Origin of the sequence: Mesorhizobium sp. B2-9-1 (assembly GCF_006439455.1) — a bacterium.
GTDB lineage: Bacteria > Pseudomonadota > Alphaproteobacteria > Rhizobiales > Rhizobiaceae > Mesorhizobium.
This window is the reverse complement of record NZ_VFTP01000005.1, coordinates 1-18,136: the sequence shown is the minus strand read 5'-3', so window position 1 is coordinate 18,136 and position 18,136 is coordinate 1. Positions and strand designations below refer to the sequence as shown.

At 63.5% G+C, this 18,136-nt stretch carries 14 protein-coding genes and 1 tRNA gene; 9 read left to right on the top strand and 6 right to left on the bottom strand.

Annotated elements, in window-relative coordinates; all coding sequences use genetic code 11:
* The first annotated feature begins 9 nt into the window (after positions 1-9).
* From FJW05_RS12110 to FJW05_RS12080, 7 genes are all read left to right on the top strand, one after another.
* Complete coding sequence (locus FJW05_RS12110) at positions 10-3,753, top strand: nitrate reductase subunit alpha (protein WP_140632110.1); 3,744 nt, start codon at positions 10-12, stop codon at positions 3,751-3,753.
* Positions 3,750-5,276 (top strand): nitrate reductase subunit beta, encoded by a 1,527-nt coding sequence (narH, locus tag FJW05_RS12105; RefSeq protein ID WP_140632108.1) that lies wholly within the window; start codon positions 3,750-3,752, stop codon positions 5,274-5,276. The genes FJW05_RS12110 and narH overlap by 4 nt, the downstream gene beginning before the upstream one ends.
* Positions 5,276-5,974, top strand: coding sequence for a nitrate reductase molybdenum cofactor assembly chaperone (gene narJ / locus FJW05_RS12100; RefSeq protein ID WP_140632106.1), 699 nt, complete (start codon positions 5,276-5,278; stop codon positions 5,972-5,974). Before narH ends, narJ begins: the two co-directional genes overlap by 1 nt.
* Before the next feature lie 12 nt (positions 5,975-5,986).
* Positions 5,987-6,766 (top strand): respiratory nitrate reductase subunit gamma, encoded by a 780-nt coding sequence (gene narI, locus FJW05_RS12095; protein WP_140632103.1) that lies wholly within the window; start codon positions 5,987-5,989, stop codon positions 6,764-6,766.
* A 3-nt stretch (positions 6,767-6,769) separates the two neighbouring features.
* Positions 6,770-7,669 carry a peptidylprolyl isomerase gene (locus FJW05_RS12090; protein ID WP_140632099.1) on the top strand — a complete coding sequence of 300 codons (900 nt, stop codon included), beginning with the start codon at positions 6,770-6,772 and terminating at the stop codon, positions 7,667-7,669.
* Positions 7,670-7,679: 10 nt separating this feature from the next.
* The gene (locus FJW05_RS12085; protein WP_140632096.1) at positions 7,680-7,961 is read left to right on the top strand and encodes a hypothetical protein; all 282 of its coding nucleotides are present in this window, start codon (positions 7,680-7,682) and stop codon (positions 7,959-7,961) included.
* A gap of 201 nt (positions 7,962-8,162) precedes the next feature.
* Positions 8,163-8,756, top strand: a complete 594-nt coding sequence (locus FJW05_RS12080; RefSeq protein WP_181164923.1) for a DUF2478 domain-containing protein — start codon at positions 8,163-8,165, stop codon at positions 8,754-8,756.
* Positions 8,757-9,003: 247 nt separating this feature from the next.
* Here the strand turns inward: FJW05_RS12080 and FJW05_RS12075 are convergent, their stop codons facing one another.
* From FJW05_RS12075 to FJW05_RS12060, 4 genes are all read right to left on the bottom strand, one after another.
* On the bottom strand, positions 9,004-12,264 hold the full coding sequence (locus FJW05_RS12075; protein ID WP_140632091.1) for an efflux RND transporter permease subunit: 3,261 nt from the start codon (positions 12,262-12,264) through the stop codon (positions 9,004-9,006).
* A complete protein-coding gene (locus FJW05_RS12070; RefSeq protein ID WP_140632089.1) occupies positions 12,261-13,271 on the bottom strand; it encodes an efflux RND transporter periplasmic adaptor subunit in 1,011 nt (336 codons plus the stop codon). The genes FJW05_RS12075 and FJW05_RS12070 overlap by 4 nt, the downstream gene beginning before the upstream one ends.
* 83 nt (positions 13,272-13,354) lie before the next feature.
* On the bottom strand, positions 13,355-13,558 hold the full coding sequence (locus FJW05_RS12065) for a DUF2892 domain-containing protein (RefSeq protein ID WP_140632086.1): 204 nt from the start codon (positions 13,556-13,558) through the stop codon (positions 13,355-13,357).
* Between the two features lie 29 nt (positions 13,559-13,587).
* Positions 13,588-14,880 (bottom strand): FAD/NAD(P)-binding oxidoreductase, encoded by a 1,293-nt coding sequence (locus tag FJW05_RS12060; protein ID WP_140632084.1) that lies wholly within the window; start codon positions 14,878-14,880, stop codon positions 13,588-13,590.
* A gap of 123 nt (positions 14,881-15,003) precedes the next feature.
* On the opposite strand from FJW05_RS12060, the gene FJW05_RS12055 reads away from it, so the two are divergent.
* On the top strand, positions 15,004-15,345 hold the full coding sequence (locus FJW05_RS12055) for a metalloregulator ArsR/SmtB family transcription factor (RefSeq protein ID WP_348639811.1): 342 nt from the start codon (positions 15,004-15,006) through the stop codon (positions 15,343-15,345).
* 182 nt (positions 15,346-15,527) lie between these two features.
* On the opposite strand, the gene FJW05_RS12050 is transcribed toward FJW05_RS12055, so the two are convergent.
* Positions 15,528-15,604 (bottom strand) — tRNA-Met (locus FJW05_RS12050).
* A 253-nt stretch (positions 15,605-15,857) separates the two neighbouring features.
* On the opposite strand from FJW05_RS12050, the gene FJW05_RS12045 reads away from it, so the two are divergent.
* Entirely contained in the window at positions 15,858-16,823 is a 966-nt protein-coding gene (locus tag FJW05_RS12045; protein ID WP_140632081.1) for a Gfo/Idh/MocA family oxidoreductase, read from the top strand.
* Between the two features lie 188 nt (positions 16,824-17,011).
* Here the strand turns inward: FJW05_RS12045 and mnmA are convergent.
* On the bottom strand, positions 17,012-18,136 hold a 1,125-nt coding region (gene mnmA, locus FJW05_RS12040), incomplete at its 5' end, for a tRNA 2-thiouridine(34) synthase MnmA (protein WP_140632079.1).

Here is an 18,136-nt window from a genome sequence, read left to right as displayed (position 1 = left end):
GACAAAGCAATGTCGCATTTTCTCGACCGGCTAACCTTCTTCCGCAAGACCGTCGACACCTTCTCCGACGGCCACGGGATCGTGACCAATGAGGATCGCTCCTGGGAAGACGGCTACCGCAAGCGCTGGCAGCACGACAAGATCGTGCGCTCCACCCATGGCGTGAATTGCACCGGCTCCTGCTCGTGGAAGATCTACGTCAAGGGCGGCATCGTCACCTGGGAGACGCAACAGACCGACTATCCGCGCACGCGGCCCGACCTGCCCAACCACGAGCCTCGCGGCTGCGCGCGCGGTGCCTCCTACAGCTGGTATCTCTATTCCGGCGCCCGGGTGAAATACCCGATGATCCGCGGCCGGCTGTTGAAGCTGTGGCGGGCCGCCCGCGCCAAGATGCCGCCCGTCGCGGCCTGGGCCTCCATCGTCGAGGAAGCGGAAAAGCGCCAGTCCTACATCTCGATCCGCGGCCATGGCGGCTTCGTGCGCGCAACCTGGGACGAGGTGAACGAGCTCATCGCGGCGGCCAATGCCTATACGGTGAAGACCCATGGTCCCGACCGCGTCATCGGCTTCTCGCCGATCCCTGCCATGTCGATGGTCTCCTATGCGGCGGGCTCGCGCTATCTGTCGCTGATGGGCGGCGTGTGCATGTCGTTCTACGACTGGTACTGCGACCTGCCGCCCGCGAGCCCGCAGACATGGGGCGAGCAGACCGACGTTCCCGAGAGCGCCGACTGGTACAATGCCGGCTTCATCATCGTCTGGGGTTCCAACGTGCCGCAGACGCGCACGCCCGATGCGCACTTCTATACCGAGGTCCGTTACAAAGGCACCAAGAGCGCTGTCGTCAGCCCGGATTACGCCGAGGCGACCAAGTTTGCCGATATCTGGCTCAACCCCAAGCAAGGAACGGACGCCGCGCTGGCGCTGGCGATGGGGCATGTCATCCTTCGCGAATACTACCTCGATCGCACGGTGCCCTATTTCGACGACTACGCCCGCAAATACACCGACCTGCCATTCCTGGTTCGCCTGACCGAACGGGACGGCCGGCTCGTCCCCGAACGGCTGCTTCGCGCCTCCGAAATAGCCGGCGGCCTGGGCGAAACCAACAATACGGATTGGAAGACGGTCGCGATCGACGACAACGCGAACGCTCTCGTGGCTCCACGCGGCTCGATCGGCTATCGCTGGGGCGAGAACGCAAAATGGAACCTCGAGGAGAAGGACGGCAAGGGCCAGGACGTCCGCCTCAAGCTGACGCTTGCCGGCAAGAAGGCCGAGATTGCGGCTGTCGATTTTCCCTATTTCGGCGGTCGCGCCACCGAACATTTCGTCTCGACCGATCACGGTGAAATCCTCACCCGCAATCTGCCGATCCGGCGGATCAAGCTAGGCGACGGCTCGACGGTGGCGGTGGCCACCGTGCACGATCTGATGATGGCCAATTATGGCCTCGACCGCGGCTTTGGCGGCGATCACACGGCCAGCAGCTACGACGACGATGTGCCGTTCACGCCGGCATGGGCGGAGCGCGTCACCGGCGTGAAACGCGATGCGATCGTCACCGTCGCACGCGAGTTCGCCACCAACGCGGAAAAGACCAACGGCCGCTCGATGGTGATCCTCGGCGCCGGCGTCAACCATTGGTACCACATGGACATGACTTACCGGGGGATCATCAATCTCCTGGTGTTCTGTGGCGCCATCGGCCAGTCGGGCGGCGGCTGGTCACACTATGTCGGACAGGAGAAGCTGCGGCCGCAGACCGGGTGGACGCCGCTTGCGTTCGCGCTCGACTGGAACCGGCCGCCCCGGCACATGAACTCGACCTCCTTCTTCTACGCTCAGACCGACCAGTGGCGCTACGAGACGCTCACGGCCGCGGAAATACTGTCGCCGACGGCGCCGGAGGGGGACTGGAACAAGAGCTTCATCGACTACAATGTCCGCGCCGAACGCATGGGCTGGCTGCCCTCGGCGCCGCAGCTCAGGCAGAATCCTCTGGCGATCGCCGCCCAGGCCAAGGCCGCCGGCCTCGAGCCAAAGGATTACGTCGCCAAGGCGCTGAAATCCGGCGAGCTGGAACTGTCCTGCCACGACCCGGACGATCCCGCCAACTGGCCGCGCAACATGTTCGTCTGGCGTTCGAACCTGCTCGGCTCGTCGGGCAAGGGACATGAATATTTCCTCAAGCATCTGCTGGGTACGACGCATGGCGTGATGGGCAAGGATCTCGGGCCGGAAGGAGCGGTCCGCAACACGGAAGTCGTCTGGCACGAGACCGCGCCGCAAGGAAAGCTCGACCTGCTGGTGACGCTCGACTTCCGTATGTCGACCACCTGCGTCTACTCGGACATCGTGCTGCCGACGGCCACCTGGTACGAGAAGAACGACCTCAACACGTCCGACATGCATCCCTTCATCCATCCGCTCTCGGCGGCGGTGGATCCGGCCTGGGAGGCGCGCTCCGATTGGGAGATTTACAAGGGTCTCGCCAAGAGCTTCTCCGAAGTCGCGCCCGAGGTTCTGGGCATCGAGCAGGATGTGGTTCTTTCGCCTATCCAGCATGACAGCCCGGCCGAGATTGCCCAGGCCCTCGATGTCAAGGACTGGAAACTGGACGAAGTCGAGCCGGTTCCGGGCAGGACGATGCCATCGGTGACGCTCGTCACTCGCGACTATCCCAATCTCTACGCCCAGTTCACGGCGCTTGGCCCGTTGATGACGAAAGTCGGCAATGGAGGCAAAGGCATCGCCTGGAACACCAAGCACGAAGTCGAGGCGCTTGGCGCGTTGAACGGCATTCATCTCGGCGGCGCGGCCAAGGGCCAGCCCAAGATCGAGACCGATATCGACGCCGGCGAGGTCATTCTGATGCTGGCGCCGGAGACCAATGGCGAGGTGGCGATCAAGGCCTGGGAAGCCCTGTCGGAAATCACCGGCCGGGAGCATGGCCACCTTGCCTTGCCGAAGGAAGACGAGAAGATCCGATTTCGCGATATCCAGGCGCAGCCGCGCAAGATCATCTCTTCGCCGACATGGTCCGGCATCGAAAGCGAGAAGGTCTGCTACAACGCCGGTTATACCAATGTCCACGAACTGATCCCCTGGCGGACATTGACCGGCCGCCAGCAGCTCTACCAGGATCACCTCTGGATGCGGGCATTCGGCGAGGGTTTCGTCACGTGGAAGCCGCCGGTCGACCTCAAGACGATTTCCGCCGTCAAGGGGCTCAGGTCCAACGGCAACAAGGAGATCGTCCTCAACTTCATCACGCCCCACCAGAAATGGGGCATCCACTCCACCTACTCAGACAATCTCTTGATGCTGACGCTCAATCGCGGCGGTCCGGTGGTGTGGATTTCCGAGGCCGACGCCAAGGCCGCTGACATCGTCGACAACGACTGGGTCGAGGTCTTCAATACCAACGGAGCACTCACGGCCCGCGCCGTCGTCTCCCAGCGTGTCAAGCCCGGCATGATGCTGATGTATCATGCCCAGGAAAAGATCGTGAACACGCCCGGATCGGAAATGACGGGCAATCGTGGCGGCATTCACAACTCGGTCACCCGAACGGTGCTGAAGCCCACCCACATGATCGGCGGCTATGCCCAGCAGTCCTACGGCTTCAACTACTACGGAACCGTCGGTTCCAACCGCGATGAATTCATCGTCGTCCGCAAGATGGCGAATGTCGATTGGCTGGAAGAACCGCTCGCATCCCAGGCGCCGAAGGAGGCCGCAGAATGAAAATCCGCGCTCAGATCGCGATGGTGCTGAACCTCGATAAGTGCATCGGGTGTCACACCTGCTCCGTCACCTGCAAGAACGTCTGGACCAATCGGGAAGGCGTCGAATACGCATGGTTCAACAATGTCGAGACCAAGCCGGGTGTCGGCTATCCCAAGGAATGGGAGAACCAGCAGAAATGGAACGGCGGCTGGCGACGCAAGAAGAACGGGAAGATCGAGCCGAAGATCGGCGCCAAATGGCGCATCCTCGCCAACATCTTCGCGAACCCCGATTTGCCGGAGATCGACGACTATTACGAGCCGTTCACCTTCGACTACCAGCATCTGCACACGGCGAAGGAATCCAAGGCTTTCCCCACGGCCCGTCCGCGCTCGGCCATCACCGGCGAGCGGATGGAGAAGATCGAATGGGGACCGAACTGGGAGGAGATCCTCGGCGGCGAGTTCGAGAAGCGGTCGAAGGACGTGAACTTCGAGGGCGTCCAGAAGGACATATACGGCCAGTTCGAAAACACCTTCATGATGTATCTGCCGCGGCTGTGCGAGCATTGCCTGAACCCCGCCTGCGCTGCGGTGTGCCCGTCAGGAGCCATCTACAAGCGCGAGGAGGACGGCATCGTCCTGATCGACCAGGACAAGTGCCGCGGCTGGCGCATGTGCGTCTCCGGCTGTCCCTACAAGAAGATCTACTACAACTGGTCGTCGGGAAAATCGGAGAAGTGCATCTTCTGCTTTCCGCGCATCGAGGCGGGGCAGCCGACGGTCTGCTCGGAAACCTGCGTCGGGCGCATCCGCTACCTCGGCGTGATCCTTTACAACGCCGACCGTATCGAAGCCGCGGCCAGCACTCCCGACGAGAAGGACCTCTATCAGGCGCAGCTCGATGTCTTCCTCGATCCGAACGATCCGGCGGTCATCGCCCAGGCCCGGGCCGACGGGATCCCCGACAACTGGCTGGAGGCGGCCAAATTGTCGCCGGTCTGGAAGATGGCGATGGAGTGGAAGATCGCCTTTCCGCTGCATCCGGAATACCGCACCCTGCCGATGGTCTGGTACGTTCCGCCGCTCTCGCCCATTCAGTCGGCGGCGGCCGCAGGCAAGATGGGTGTCGACGGCGACATGCCCGACGTGCGCAGCCTGCGCATCCCGCTCCAGTATCTCGCCAACCTGCTGACGGCGGGCAATGAGGAGCCCGTGGCCCTCGCGCTCGAACGCATGCTGGCGATGCGCAGCTATATGCGGGCAAAGACGATCGACGGCCGCCTCGACGAGTCGATCGCGGCGCGGGTCGGCCTGACGGGCGCGGCCATCGACGAAATGTACAAGGTGATGGCGATCGCCAATTACGAGGATCGTTTCGTCATCCCGACATCGCACCGCGAATGGAGCGAGGACGCGCAGGACCTGCGTGGCTCCTGCGGCTTTTCCTTCGGCAACGGCTGCTCGGGCGGGTCCTCGGAGACGAACCTCTTCGGCACCAAGCAGGCAAAGCGGCCGACAAACCCGATGGAGATCGCGTGATGGCCCCGCATTCGAACAGAACCTTCAAGGCGCTCTCGGCGCTGCTTTCCTACCCGAGCGAGGAGCTTTGCGCGGCGATCCCTGAAATCGCCGCGGCGGTCGCGGCCGAGGGATTGGTGTCGGACGAAGCGGGCAGGCAGCTGCAGCCCTTGCTTGCCGATCTGGCCACACTGGATCTCTACGACCTGCAGGAGCGCTACGTCGAGTTGTTCGACAAGACGCGCCGTCACTCGCTGCATCTCTTCGAACACATCCACGGCGAGAGCCGAGATCGCGGCCAGGCCATGGTCGACCTTGCCGAACATTACCGGCGTGGCGGGCTTGTCGTCGCGGCAAACGAACTGCCCGACTTCATCCCGCTCTTCCTGGAGTTCCTCTCCGCTCGTCCGTTGGAAGAGGCGCGCGGCCTGCTCAATGAAGCCGCCCACATCTTCTCGCTGCTGGAGGAGCGGCTCGCCAAGCGCAACGGCGGCTATGCCGCCGTGTTCACGGCCATATGCTCGCTTGCCGGCAAGCCCGCCATGGTCGCGGACGCTGCCGAAATCGACGAGCCCGACGACCTGGCGGCTATCGACGCAGCCTGGGAGGAGACCGCCGTCGCATTCGGCCCCGGAAACGCGACGGACGGCTGTTCCGTCGACCGGCTGAGAATCCAGATGCGCGCCGCCAATCGCGATGCGCGCAACAATGCGGCCTGACGGAGGCAAGCCATGTCCGACACGATCAACCACGCGCTCTTTGGCTGGTATCCCTATTTCTGCCTGACGATCTTCCTGCTCGGCAGTCTGATCCGCTTCGATCGCGAGCAGTATACCTGGAAGACGGGTTCCTCCCAGCTGCTGCGGCGGCGCCAGCTCCGCTGGGGCTCCAACCTGTTCCATGTGGGCATCCTTGCGATCTTCGGCGGCCATTTCGTCGGCCTGCTGACACCGATCTGGGTGTTCGATGCGCTCGGTGTTTCGCACAGCTTCAAACAGGGTCTTGCCATCACCGCCGGCGGCATCGCCGGTGTGGCCTGCTTCATCGGCATCGCGCTTCTTGCCCATCGCCGGCTGTTCGATGCCCGCATCCGCAAAACGTCCGCGCCCGGCGACATCGCGATTTTGCTGCTGCTCTGGGTTCAGCTCGCGCTTGGCCTTTCGACCATCTTCGTCTCGCTCGGCCACATGGACGGCCACGAGATGGTGAAATTCATGAACTGGGCGCAGGGCATTCTCACGTTGCAGCCGGCGGCCGCAGCCTATGTCGCCGACGTCAATCCGATCTTCAAGGCGCATCTGCTGCTCGGCATGACGATCTTCCTGGTCTTCCCGTTCACGAGGCTGGTTCATGTCTGGAGCGCGCCGGTCTGGTATCTCGGCCGTCCCGGCTACCAGGTTGTGCGCACACGCTTGTCGACCCGCCGGTCGCCCGCGCCGGTGCCGGTGGTGCGATCCGCCGCGCCGGCGAGGCGACCCGCCGCCATTCCTTCCCACCAGCCTGCGGAGTAGACCATGGCCGCCCTCGTCATCGACCATTCGGCCGGGCGCAAATCGTCCGAACATCCGCACGAACACCGGCCCGCGACTCCCGACACGGCGCCGTCCCGCGAACGCGTGGCGATGCCGCCGGTGACCGTCAATGGTGTGGCGATATCGCGCAAGGCGATCGCCGCCGAGGTGCAGAATTTTCCCGCCCGCAATCCCGGCGAGGGCTGGCGTGCCGCAACCCGCGCGCTCGTCATCCGCGAGCTGCTCCTGCAGGAGGCCCGGCGTCTCGGTATCGCCCCCGAGCAGCAGGCCGATCAGGATGGACGCCGGGAGACCGTCGAAGACGCGCTGGTGCGCGGCCTGATCGAGCGCGAGGTCCAAGTTCCCGAGGCTGACGAGGTGATGCTGCAGCGCTTCTACGAGAACAATCTTCGCCGCTTCGTGACGCCGCCGCTCCTTGAAGCCGATCATATTCTCATAGCGGCTCGTCGCGATGACAAGGAGGCCTTTGCCGCCGCGCGTGAAAAGGCGCTGTCACTCAGATCCGGCCTGGCCGCGGCGCCCGCGCGTTTCGCGGCGCTGGCGCAAGACTGCTCGGATTGTCCATCGGCAACCGTTGGCGGCAGCCTCGGCCAGATCGGGCCGGGCGACACGACGCCGGAATTCGAGGCCGCTCTCGGCGATCTTGCGCCGGGTGAGATTTCTTCGCCGGTGGAGACGCGTTACGGCGTCCACCTCATTCGGCTGACGCGGCGCATCGATGGCCGCCAGCTTCCGTTCGAGCACGTGCGCGAACGCATTGCGTCCTACCTGGCCGAGCACGTCAGCCGGCAGGCGACGGCGCAATACGTCGCGCTGCTTGTCGGCCGGGCGGACATCGTCGGCATTGCCATCGACGGCGCATCCTCGCCGCTGGTGCAGTGAGGCGGATGCGATGCTCGGAGATATCATCGCCTCGCTGGAGGATCCGAAAGCGGCCATGGCTATGGTCGCCGCGTTGGAAGAGCCGGCCTTGGCTGCGCTGCTGACCGCCGCCGCGGATGCGTCCGGTCGCTCGCCGGCCGATATCGTCGGCTCGGCCGTACGCAATTTCGTGGACACCGCATCCGACGATCTTTGGACGCAACTCATCGGTATCATGAACCGCGCACAGGATCCGGGCCTTGCGGCCATGCGCGCGATTCTCGAAAAGACGCTGCCGGACGTCGAGGCATGACCGTGCCGGCAATACTGCCCCACAGCAGCTTCGGCGCAGGCGCAATGCCGTGCGGCGCGACGCACAGCCATCGCATTGGCGGCCACAGAATGAGCCGGAAATGGTTCCGATGGCCGACGCCGTCGGATGCCTTCAATTCCGGCGCATTGGGGCGATCCAGGGCCGCTGCCGTCTGGCAAAATCAAACCAAAGGAGATTCCGATGCAGGGCGTTCGTCCTGACTGCCCCATCACCGCGATCGTCTATTCAGACGGCACGGAGTTCGAGGCATTCCTGCAGGAAACAACTGCCGTCATGGCCGAGCGGGAGATGCGATTGGCCGGCCTTGTTCAGCTAAGCGAAAAGAGGCCTGATCGGGTGAAATGCGACATGCATCTGCGGGATCTCGCTTCGGGTAAGCTCCACGGCATATCCGACGATCGGGGTCCCCATGCCCGAGGCTGCGTTCTGAATACCGACAGCCTGCTCCGCGCCTGCGAAGCCGCCGGGGCAGGGTTGTCCTGCAAGACCGATCTTCTGGTTCTCTGCAAATTCGGCAAGACCGAGGTCGAAGGCGGTGGCTTCAGGGGCCTGATCGCCAAGGCGCTGGAACTTTCCGTGCCGGTGCTGATCGGTGTTCCCGTCATCAATCTCATGGCGTTCCGCGAATTTGCAGCCGATCTCGCCCGAGAAATCGAACTGTCTCATTTTTCGTCCGACCGGTTTGCGGCCGTGGACCGTCTGCTCCACGATAGCTTGATGCTTGCCCCCAACCAATCCCAGGATGGGAGAACGGCCGGTGCCGAGATGGCTTGACATCATTGTGCGCTCCATCGTTGCTGGCGGAGCCGTGGGTGTTTGGGCAGCCATTGTCAATTTGACGGGAGGCCCATCGGTTTTGATTGTCTTGGCGGCGATCTTGATAGTGTTCGGCGTCTCCGGCGATTTCCGCCACAGCTAAGAGCAATTCCAAGAAAAGTGTGAAACCGTTTTGCGTCCGGAATCGCACCAGGACAAAGAAATAGAGCGGTTCGCCGTTTCAGTTAAACGGTGAAACGCTCTGCTAACGGTTTGCTGGCTCGGGATATTCGGTCAGCGGTGCTGCGACAGCTTCGCTGTATCCAGCATCGGCGGGCGGGCCACCGCGCAGCGCCACATAGATCGCCGGAATGACAAGCACGGTCAGCAGCGTCGAGGAGGCAAGGCCGAACAGTAGGGATATGGCGAGGCCTTGGAAAATCGGATCGGTCAGGATCACCGCGGCGCCGATCATTGCCGCGAGCGCGGTGAGCAGGATCGGCTTGAAGCGGATCGCGCCGGCCTTGAGCAGCACACCGACGAGCGGTCCGTCAGTCCCCCTGGCGTGACGGATGAAATCCACCAGCAGGATCGAGTTGCGCACGATGATGCCGGCTAGCGCTATGAAGCCGATCATCGAGGTGGCCGTGAAGGGCGCGGCGAAGGCCCAGTGGCCGAGCATGATGCCGATCAGTGTCAGCGGGATCGGGGTCAGGATGACCAGCGGCAGCTTGAACGATCCGAACTGCGCGACGACCAGGATATAAATGCCGAGGATAGCCACCATGAAGGCGGCGCCCATGTCGCGGAACGTCATCCAGGTCACCTCCCATTCGCCGTCCCACAACAGAGTGGGTTTGGATTCGTCGTCCGGCTGGCCGTGCAGCGCGATGGCCGGCTTTGGGACGCTGCCCCAGTCCGCCTTGGCAATCGCATCGTCCACGGCGAGCATGCCATAGACCGGCGCCTCGAACGCGCCGGCCAGTTCGCCGATCACCATCTCGGCCGGGCGTCCGTTGTGGCGGAAGATCGGGTAGGAGGCCGGCTCCCGGCTCACCCGCACGACGTCGCCAAGCTCGACAACATCGCGCGCGCCGGGCAGCGCGTTTGCGGCCACCGGTGTTGCCAGGGCGCGCTGATCGACCACGCCGTTTGTCTTGGACAAGGCGATGCGGATCGGGATCGGCAGTCGTCCGCCGCCTCGGTGCGAGTAGCCGACCGTGGTCCCGCCGTAGAGATAGCTCAGCGTGTCGTACACGTCCGCCTGCTCGACCTTGTAATATTCCAGGTTGTCCTGGTCGATTGATAGCCGGAGCCGTTCCGGCGGGTTGTGGAAGCTGTCGTCGATGTCGACGATGAACGGGATGCTTGCGAAGGTCTCGCGAACCTTGGCCGCGACCGCGCGGCGGGTCTCGGCATCCGGGCCGTAGATCTCGCCCAGCAACGTGCCGAGCACCGGCGGCCCCGGCGGCGGCTCCACCACCTTCAGCACCGTGCCCGCCGGAATCGCCATTCCCTTCAAGCGATCGCGCAAGTCGAGCGCAATGGCATGACTGGCCCGGTTGCGGTCGCCCTTGGGAAGCAGGTTGACGGCGATGTCGCCCTGTTCGGGGCTCGATCGCAGGTAGTAGTGGCGCACCAGGCCGTTGAAATTGAAAGGCGCGGAGGCGCCTGCGTAGGTCTGGAACGAAACCACTTCCGGCACTGAGGCCAGCCGGTTCACGGCTGCCTGCAGCAGCCGGTTGGTGTCCTCGACCGACGAGCCCCGGGGCAGGTCCGCCACGATCTGGAGTTCGGTCTTGTTGTCGAAGGGCAGAAGCTTGACCGTTACGTGCTTGGTGTAGATCAGCGCCATGGACCCAATCGTGGCGATACCCACGACCAGAAGGAAGGTCCATGCCCGGAGGCGCGACTTCAAGATCGGCCGCGCCACCGCGATGTAGACCCGCCCCAGCACGCCGCCATGCGCGCTGCCGGCATGGCCATGCGCGCCGGTTTTTCCGCCGAACTTCAGCATCAGCCACGGCGTCAGCATCACCGCGACGAAGAAGGAGAAAAGCATCGCCGCCGAGGCATTGGCCGGAATCGGGCTCATATAGGGACCCATGAGGCCGGAGACGAACAGCATCGGAAGCAGCGCGGCCACCACGGTCAGCGTCGCCACGATGGTGGGATTGCCGACCTCGGCGACCGCGTCGATCGCCGCCTGGGTGCGCGAACGTCCATCGTTCATCGCCCAGTGGCGCGCGATGTTCTCGATGATCACGATCGCGTCATCGACGAGAATGCCGATGGAGAAGATCAGCGCAAACAGGCTGACGCGGTTCAGCGTGTAGCCCATGATGCGCGATGCAAACATGGTCAGCAGGATCGTCGTGGGTATCACGACGGCCACCACCAGAGCTTCCCGCCAGCCGATGGCGACGGCGACCAAGAGAACGATGGAGACGGTCGCCAGCCCCAGATGGAAGAGCAACTCGTTGGCCTTCTCATTGGCCGTCTCGCCGTAGTTGCGCGTCACGCGCATCTCCACGTCCTTCGGGAAGACCTGGCCGCGCACCTGCTCGAGGCGCTTGACGATCGTATCGGCGATGACGACCGCATTGGTGCCTGGTCGCTTCGCGATCGCAACCGACACGGCCGGCGTCCGTTCGAGACCGGTGTCGGACTTGACGATGTTGGTGACGCGGTTTTCCGCCGGCGACGTCGCGAGCACGACGCTGGCCACGTCGCGGATATAGACCGGCCGCCCGTCGCGAGCCGTCAGCAGCAGGTTGCCGATGTCGGACAAAGCCTGCAGCGTCTGGCCGGCCACCAGCACACGCTGATTGCCCTGGTCGCGCACTGTGCCGATTTGGAAGGACCGGTTGGCGCCCGCGATCTTGCCCGTCACCTGCTGCAGCGTGATGCCATACAGCGAAAGCTTTTCCGGATCCGGCTCGACCTGGATCTCCTCCGGCTGCTCCCCGACTATGTAGGTGAGGCCGATGTCGGGAAGCTTTGCGGCCTCAACCTGCAGCTCATGCGCAAGACGCGTCAGGTCCGCCGAAGTGTAGCGTGACGCCGCTTGCGGCGCCGGCGTCAGCGTCACCACCACTATGGCGACGTCATCTATGCCGCGCCCGACGATCAGCGGCTCCGGAATCCCGACGGGGATACGATCCATGTTGGCGCGGACCTTGTCGTGGACACGCAAGATCGCGGCGTCAGAGCTGGTGCCGACCTTGAAGCGCGCGGTCACCAGCGCGCCGTCGTCCATGGTTTGGGAATAGACGTGCTCCACGCCGTCTATGCCCTTGATGATCGTCTCCAGCGGCTCGGTCACGAGCTTGACGGCATCCTCGGCCTTCAGGCCGTTGGCGGACACGTGGATGTCGACCATGGGCACGGAGATCTGCGGCTCCTCCTCGCGCGGCAACGTGACCAAGGCCACAAGCCCAAGCGCCAGCGCGGCCAGCAGGAACAGAGGCGTCAGCGGCGATGCGATGAAGGAACGGGTAAGCCAGCCGGCGATGCCGAGTTTCATGGCAGGACGACCTTGTCGCCATCGGCAACACCACTCAGGATTTCGACGCGCGGCTGGCCGGCGTCCTGGAATTCCCCGCCCAGCACGACCGCGGCCTCGAGCGGGCCGTCCGCCGTCTCGACCGTGACGTAGTCTATGCCGTGGACGGTCCTGAGTGCCTCGGGCGGAACGCCCAGTATGGTCCGTTTGGCAACCGGTATGGAAACGAGCGTGCGCTCATTGACGAAATAGGTCCCGATATCGACGACTTCGACGTCGGCAATCACGCGGCCATTCTCGATCTCGGGGTAGATCTTGGCGATCCGCCCCTCGCTAGCCTTGACGAAGCCGGCATTGGTACCCGTGCCGCGTTCGCCGATGTCGACGCGGGCGCCTTCCGTTATTTCGACGGCATGCCGCTCCGGCAAGGACAGTCGCAGATAGTACTGGCCCGACGCCACCCGTGCCGCAGGTTCGCCCGTCATGATCACCGAGCCGGTGGCGACCGGCACGGTCAGTACCCGGCCATCGGCCGGAGCCAGGATATCGCCCTCCCTGGAGCTTTGCTCGATGACCGCCTTCTCCGCAATCGCAGCCGCCAGCTGGTTCGTGACGACATCGAATTGCGTCTTCGCGGCGTCGACCCGGCTTTGGGCGGCGGCACCCTTGGCGAGCAGGTCCTGCGCGCGTTGCAGATCGGTACGGGCACTATCGAGTTGCGAATTCAGCGCCGCGATCTTGGCGTCGGCGGCTCTGAGTTGCAAGGCGAGCTTGTCGTCGACAACCGTGGCGATCACGTCGCCCTTGCTTACCTGGACGCCCTCCGAGACGCGGATGGAGGCGACGGTTCCCGAGATCCTCGCCCTGGCCGGCAGGATGGTGCGGCTCTCCACTTGTCCATACACAGCCTTCATCTCGGTGATGGCCGCGGCCTTGACTATGAAATCGGCGGCACGTGCATCGACCGCGACAAGGCCGGCGGCGCCGATCAGAACAATGTTCGCGAGGGCCGATCGTATGGTTCTCATTACGCTTCTCTCGTCGATTGAAACGGGCCGGGAGGCGACTGAGCCGTCTCCCGGCTAGCGGCCAATTGCTCGATGACGTGCCGTTATTTGAACGCCACGCCCGGCTTGCAGCCGAGCTTCTTGAAGACCATCGCTGCCGGGCAGAAACCCGTGACCGAGGCCTGCATCATGTTGAGCCCGGCGAATGCGGTCAGCAGGAACCAGTAGGGCGAATAATAGATGCCGAGTGCGAGCGATATCAGCACCATGAAGCCCGCGAACATGAGAACTGCCCTGTCTATCGTCATGATCGTTTTTCTCCTGGATACCGCCGTGCCTATTCGGCCGGCTCGATGTGGATGGCCTTGAGTTTCTTGATGCCGAGAACGTCGAGCGCCAGCCCCTCATAGAAGGTCTCGCTCTTTCCTTGTCGCACCTTGTGGAGGAAGTATTTCTCAAACCCGACCTTCGCCGCGTGCACCCACTTGCCCTGTGAAGACCAGTTGACGTTGCGGGGAGGGATCTGCGGCTGCGCGACAAAGGCTATGCCTTCATCGCCGAAATCGGCGAGGCAGACCGCATTCCATGTCGCGACGGCCCTCGGTTCCTCGCCGCGCAGAAGCGCGCCGATGTTCTCGGCGGTGGCCGTGACCATGGATTCGATCATGAAGCCCGTCTTCGGCACGCCCACGGGAAGCGGCGTCTTGCCGACCGGCGGAATGGCCACACAGACGCCGATCGCGAAGACATTCGGAAAAGCCTGGTTGCGCTGATGTTTGTCGATGGTGACGAAGCCGCGCGGATTGACGAGGCCTTCAATGCCCTTGACGGCGTCGACACCCCGGAACGCCGGCAGCATCATCGACAAGGCGAAGGGCAGGTCATGCTTGGCCTTGGTCGCACCGTCGTCGTCGACTTCCTCGACATGCATGACACCGGCGTCGACCGAGGTCACCTTGGCGTTGGTGACCCACCTGATGTGGCGATCGCGCATGGCGCTCTCGAGCAGGCCCTTGGTATCGCCGACGCCGTCAAGGCCGAGATGGCCAATATAGGGCTCCGGCGTGACGAAGGTCATCGGCACGCGGTCGCGCACCTTGGCCTTGCGCAGCGCGGTGTCGAGGATGAAGGCGAATTCGTAAGCCGGACCGTAGCAGGACGCGCCCTGGACCGCGCCCACGACTATCGGGCCGGGCTTGCGGACCAATTCGTCGAACCTCGCCCGCGTGGCGACGGCATGATCGATGTGGCAAATGGATTGGGTATGGCCGGCAGGTCCGAGACCCGGCACTTCGTCGAAGGCAAGGTCGGGGCCGGTCGCGATGATCAAATAGTCGTAGTCGACGAGGGAGCCGTCATTGAGTTCGACGCGGTTTTCCTTCGGAAGCACCTTCTTCGCGCCCTCGTGGCGCAGCGCGATGCCGCGACGCTTGAAGATATCCACCAGATCGACGGTGACGTCATCGCGCATCCGCCAGCCGACGGCCACCCAGGGATTGGAGGGCACAAAGGAATAAGACGTGCCGAGCGTGACGACGGTCAGCCGGTCATCTCGGCGCAGCTTTTCGCGCATTTCGTATGCCATGATCGTGCCGCCGAGACCTGCTCCGAGGACGACGATGTGGGACATGATACCCTCCCGTTGGTTCGATCTTCGTGGCATCCTGCGCGGGAAAGTCGCGTTCCGCGTTGATCGGGCTCAATTTCCAAACGGGGCGACGCAATTGTAAGGTAACGGCGTCGAAGAGCCCGAATGGCAAGCTTGCATGTAACATTCAAAGATTATAAATTCAAGAACATGAATGTAAGAGATTTGATCCCGGCCTCAGGCAGGGCGGCCGAGCTGCTTCGGAGCCTGTCCCATCCACAGCGTTTGCTCGTGCTATGCGCACTCGGCAACGAGGAGCGCTCGGTGGCCGAATTGCGAGAACTTCTCGACATCGACCAGGTGCCGATGTCGCAACAGCTTATGCGGCTCAGGGCCGATGGGCTGGTCGAAGCCCGTCGCGAAGGGACGACCGTCTATTACCGCATCACCAGGCCGGAAGTGCTGACTGTTATCGAGGCGCTGCATTCGGCTTTCTGCCCAAGCTGATGCATGCCACCCAAAAGTGCGCAGCGGTTTTGGGAAGACGATGTGGATCAAAAGCGCTTCCCTTGAAGGGTCGGCTTTCGCTGAACAACGCAAAATCAAAGACTTAGCTAATCTCTGCGTTGCGGCCAGTTTGGCCTTGGCGACCAATTTTTACTAGTGAAATCAACGGCTTAGTGAAAGGCTGGTAGCGGGAGAGGGACTTGAACCCCCGACCCCAGGATTATGATTCCCGTGCTCTAACCAACTGAGCTACCCCGCCAGGGTGGCAAATGGCCCGAAAAACCGTCCTGGACGGATGGGTTGTTTCAAGGCGTTCGCCGAGGTCGCGCGGATATAAGGTTGGGAGGGTCGGCCTGTCAAGCTTCGAAGCGGCCGACATGCGGGCATAAGCCGGCCGTCATGATCTCATCCCAGAAAAGCTTTGCCGGACAGACACTCAGGGCCTGCCCCGGGGTTGAGTTCGTCGGGGCACGTCGTTATGTCTCGGCCATGAAATTCTAGAGTTTGAGCGAATGAAGCCGCGCATCGCCGTCCTCGGTTGCGGATACTGGGGCAGCAACCATATCCGCACCCTCAAGGCGCTTGGCGCGCTCCATGCCGTCTCCGACGCCAACCGCGCCCGCGCCGAAGGTTTCGCCAGCGAGCAGGATTGCCTGGCAATCGAGCCGGACAGGCTGTTCGAGCGTAACGACATCGACGCCATCGTCATGGCGCTGCCGCCGCAATTCCATGCCGACACCGCGGTGCGGGCCGTCGAAAGCGGCAAGGACGTGCTGGTGGAAAAGCCGATCGCGCTGACGGTCGCCGACGCCGAGCGCGCGGTGAAGGCGGCAAAGGACAATGGCCGCGTCTTCATGGTCGGCCATGTGTTGCGCTTTCATCCCGCATTCGAGACGCTCAAGGCGCTGATCGACAATGGCGAGCTCGGCGAGGTGCGCTATATCCATTCGCACCGGCTCGGCCTCGGCAAGTTTCATACCGAAAACGACGCTCTCTGGGACCTGGCGCCGCACGATTTGTCGATGATCCTCGCCATCACCGGCACCGAGCCGATCGAAGTGAGGGGCGAGGGGGCAGCACTCCTCGACAATCTCAGCGACTTCGCGCATCTGCATATGCGCTTCCCGAACGGATTGCGCAGCCATCTCTTCGCCTCGCGACTCAATCCCTATCGCGAGCGGCGGCTGACGGTCGTCGGAACCAAGGCGATGGCGGTGTTCGACGACGTCGAGCCCTGGGAGCGCAAGCTTGCCGTCTACCGCCACGCGGTGTGGCAGGACAGCGGCCAGTGGGCCTTCACCGCCAACGAGCCTGCCTATGTGGCCGTCGGCGAGGGCATGCCGCTGACGCGCGAGCTTGCCCATTTCATGCAATGCATCGAGACGCGCGCCGAACCGCGCACCGACGGCGAGGAAGCGATAAGAGTGCTGCGCATCCTGACCGCCGGCACGGTGATCCATACCGGCTCGTCCGCCTGAGGCACGTTGATATTCAGGTGATGCCGGCCTGCAAACGCCAGGTTCCTCCGTTTCCGGTGCTCACGTACTCTAGTACGCTCCGCTCCGGTTCTCGAAACCCGTCGTTTTCGGCTCGGCCTGACCTGAATCTCAACGCACCTTCGGCGAGGATCTGACCTTCAACGAAATTGGTGGAAAGGCGAGCTGGGTCATTCGGCCGGGATTTGCGCCGGCCTTGCGGCAAGCCGGGACAGCATGGCCTCGGCCTCGGCGCCGCGCTCGGAGCGCTCGATGAAGCCGCCGCCGAACACCCGCGCCTCGTTGCCGTCGTCGGAATAGAGCACGCAAGCCTGCCCCGGCGCGATGCCCGACTCGCCGTCGGCCAGCTCGACGGAGGTCACGCCGTCGCGGTGATGCAGCACGGCCGGACGCGGCGGCCTGGTCGAGCGGACCTTGGCGAAGAGCTCGACCCCGCCGGCCGGAACATCCGACAGCGGTCCGTCGCCCAGCCAGTTCATGTTGCGCAGATAGATCTTGTGCGTCTCCAGCGCCTCGCGCGGGCCGACGATGACGCGCGCCCGGTCGGCGTCGAGATGGACGACATAGAGCGGCTCGCCAGAGGCGATGCCGATGCCGCGGCGCTGGCCGATCGTGTAGCGCAGGATGCCTTCATGGCGGCCGAGCACGCGGCCGTCGATATGGACGATGTCGCCGGGATTGGCGGCGGCCGGCTTCAGCTTGGCGATGATGTCGGAATACTTGCCCTGCGGTACGAAGCAAATGTCCTGGCTGTCCTGCTTGGCGGCGACGGTCAGGCCCATTTCCTCAGCAATGGCGCGGACCTGCGGCTTCGACAGGCCGCCGAGCGGAAAGCGCAGATAATCGATCTGCGCCTGCGTGGTGGCAAACAGGAAATAGCTCTGGTCGCGGTCGGCGTCGACCGGCCGGTAAAGCGCACGATGCGCGCCATTGGCGCGCGAACGGATGTAATGGCCGGTGGCCAAGGCGTCGGCGCCGAGATCCTGGGCGGTCGCCAAAAGATCGGCAAACTTCACAGTCTGGTTGCAGGACACGCAAGGGATGGGGGTCTCGCCGGCGACATAGCTTTCGGCGAAGGGATCGATGACCGCCTTGCGGAAACGTTCCTCGTAGTCGAGCACGTAATGCGGGATGCCGAGCGTCTCCGAGACGCGACGCGCGTCATCGATATCCTGTCCGGCGCAGCAGGAGCCGGCACGATGGGTGGCCGCGCCGTGGTCGTAAAGCTGCAGCGTCACACCGACGACATCATAGCCTTCGCGCTTGAGGATGCCGGCAACCACCGAGGAATCGAC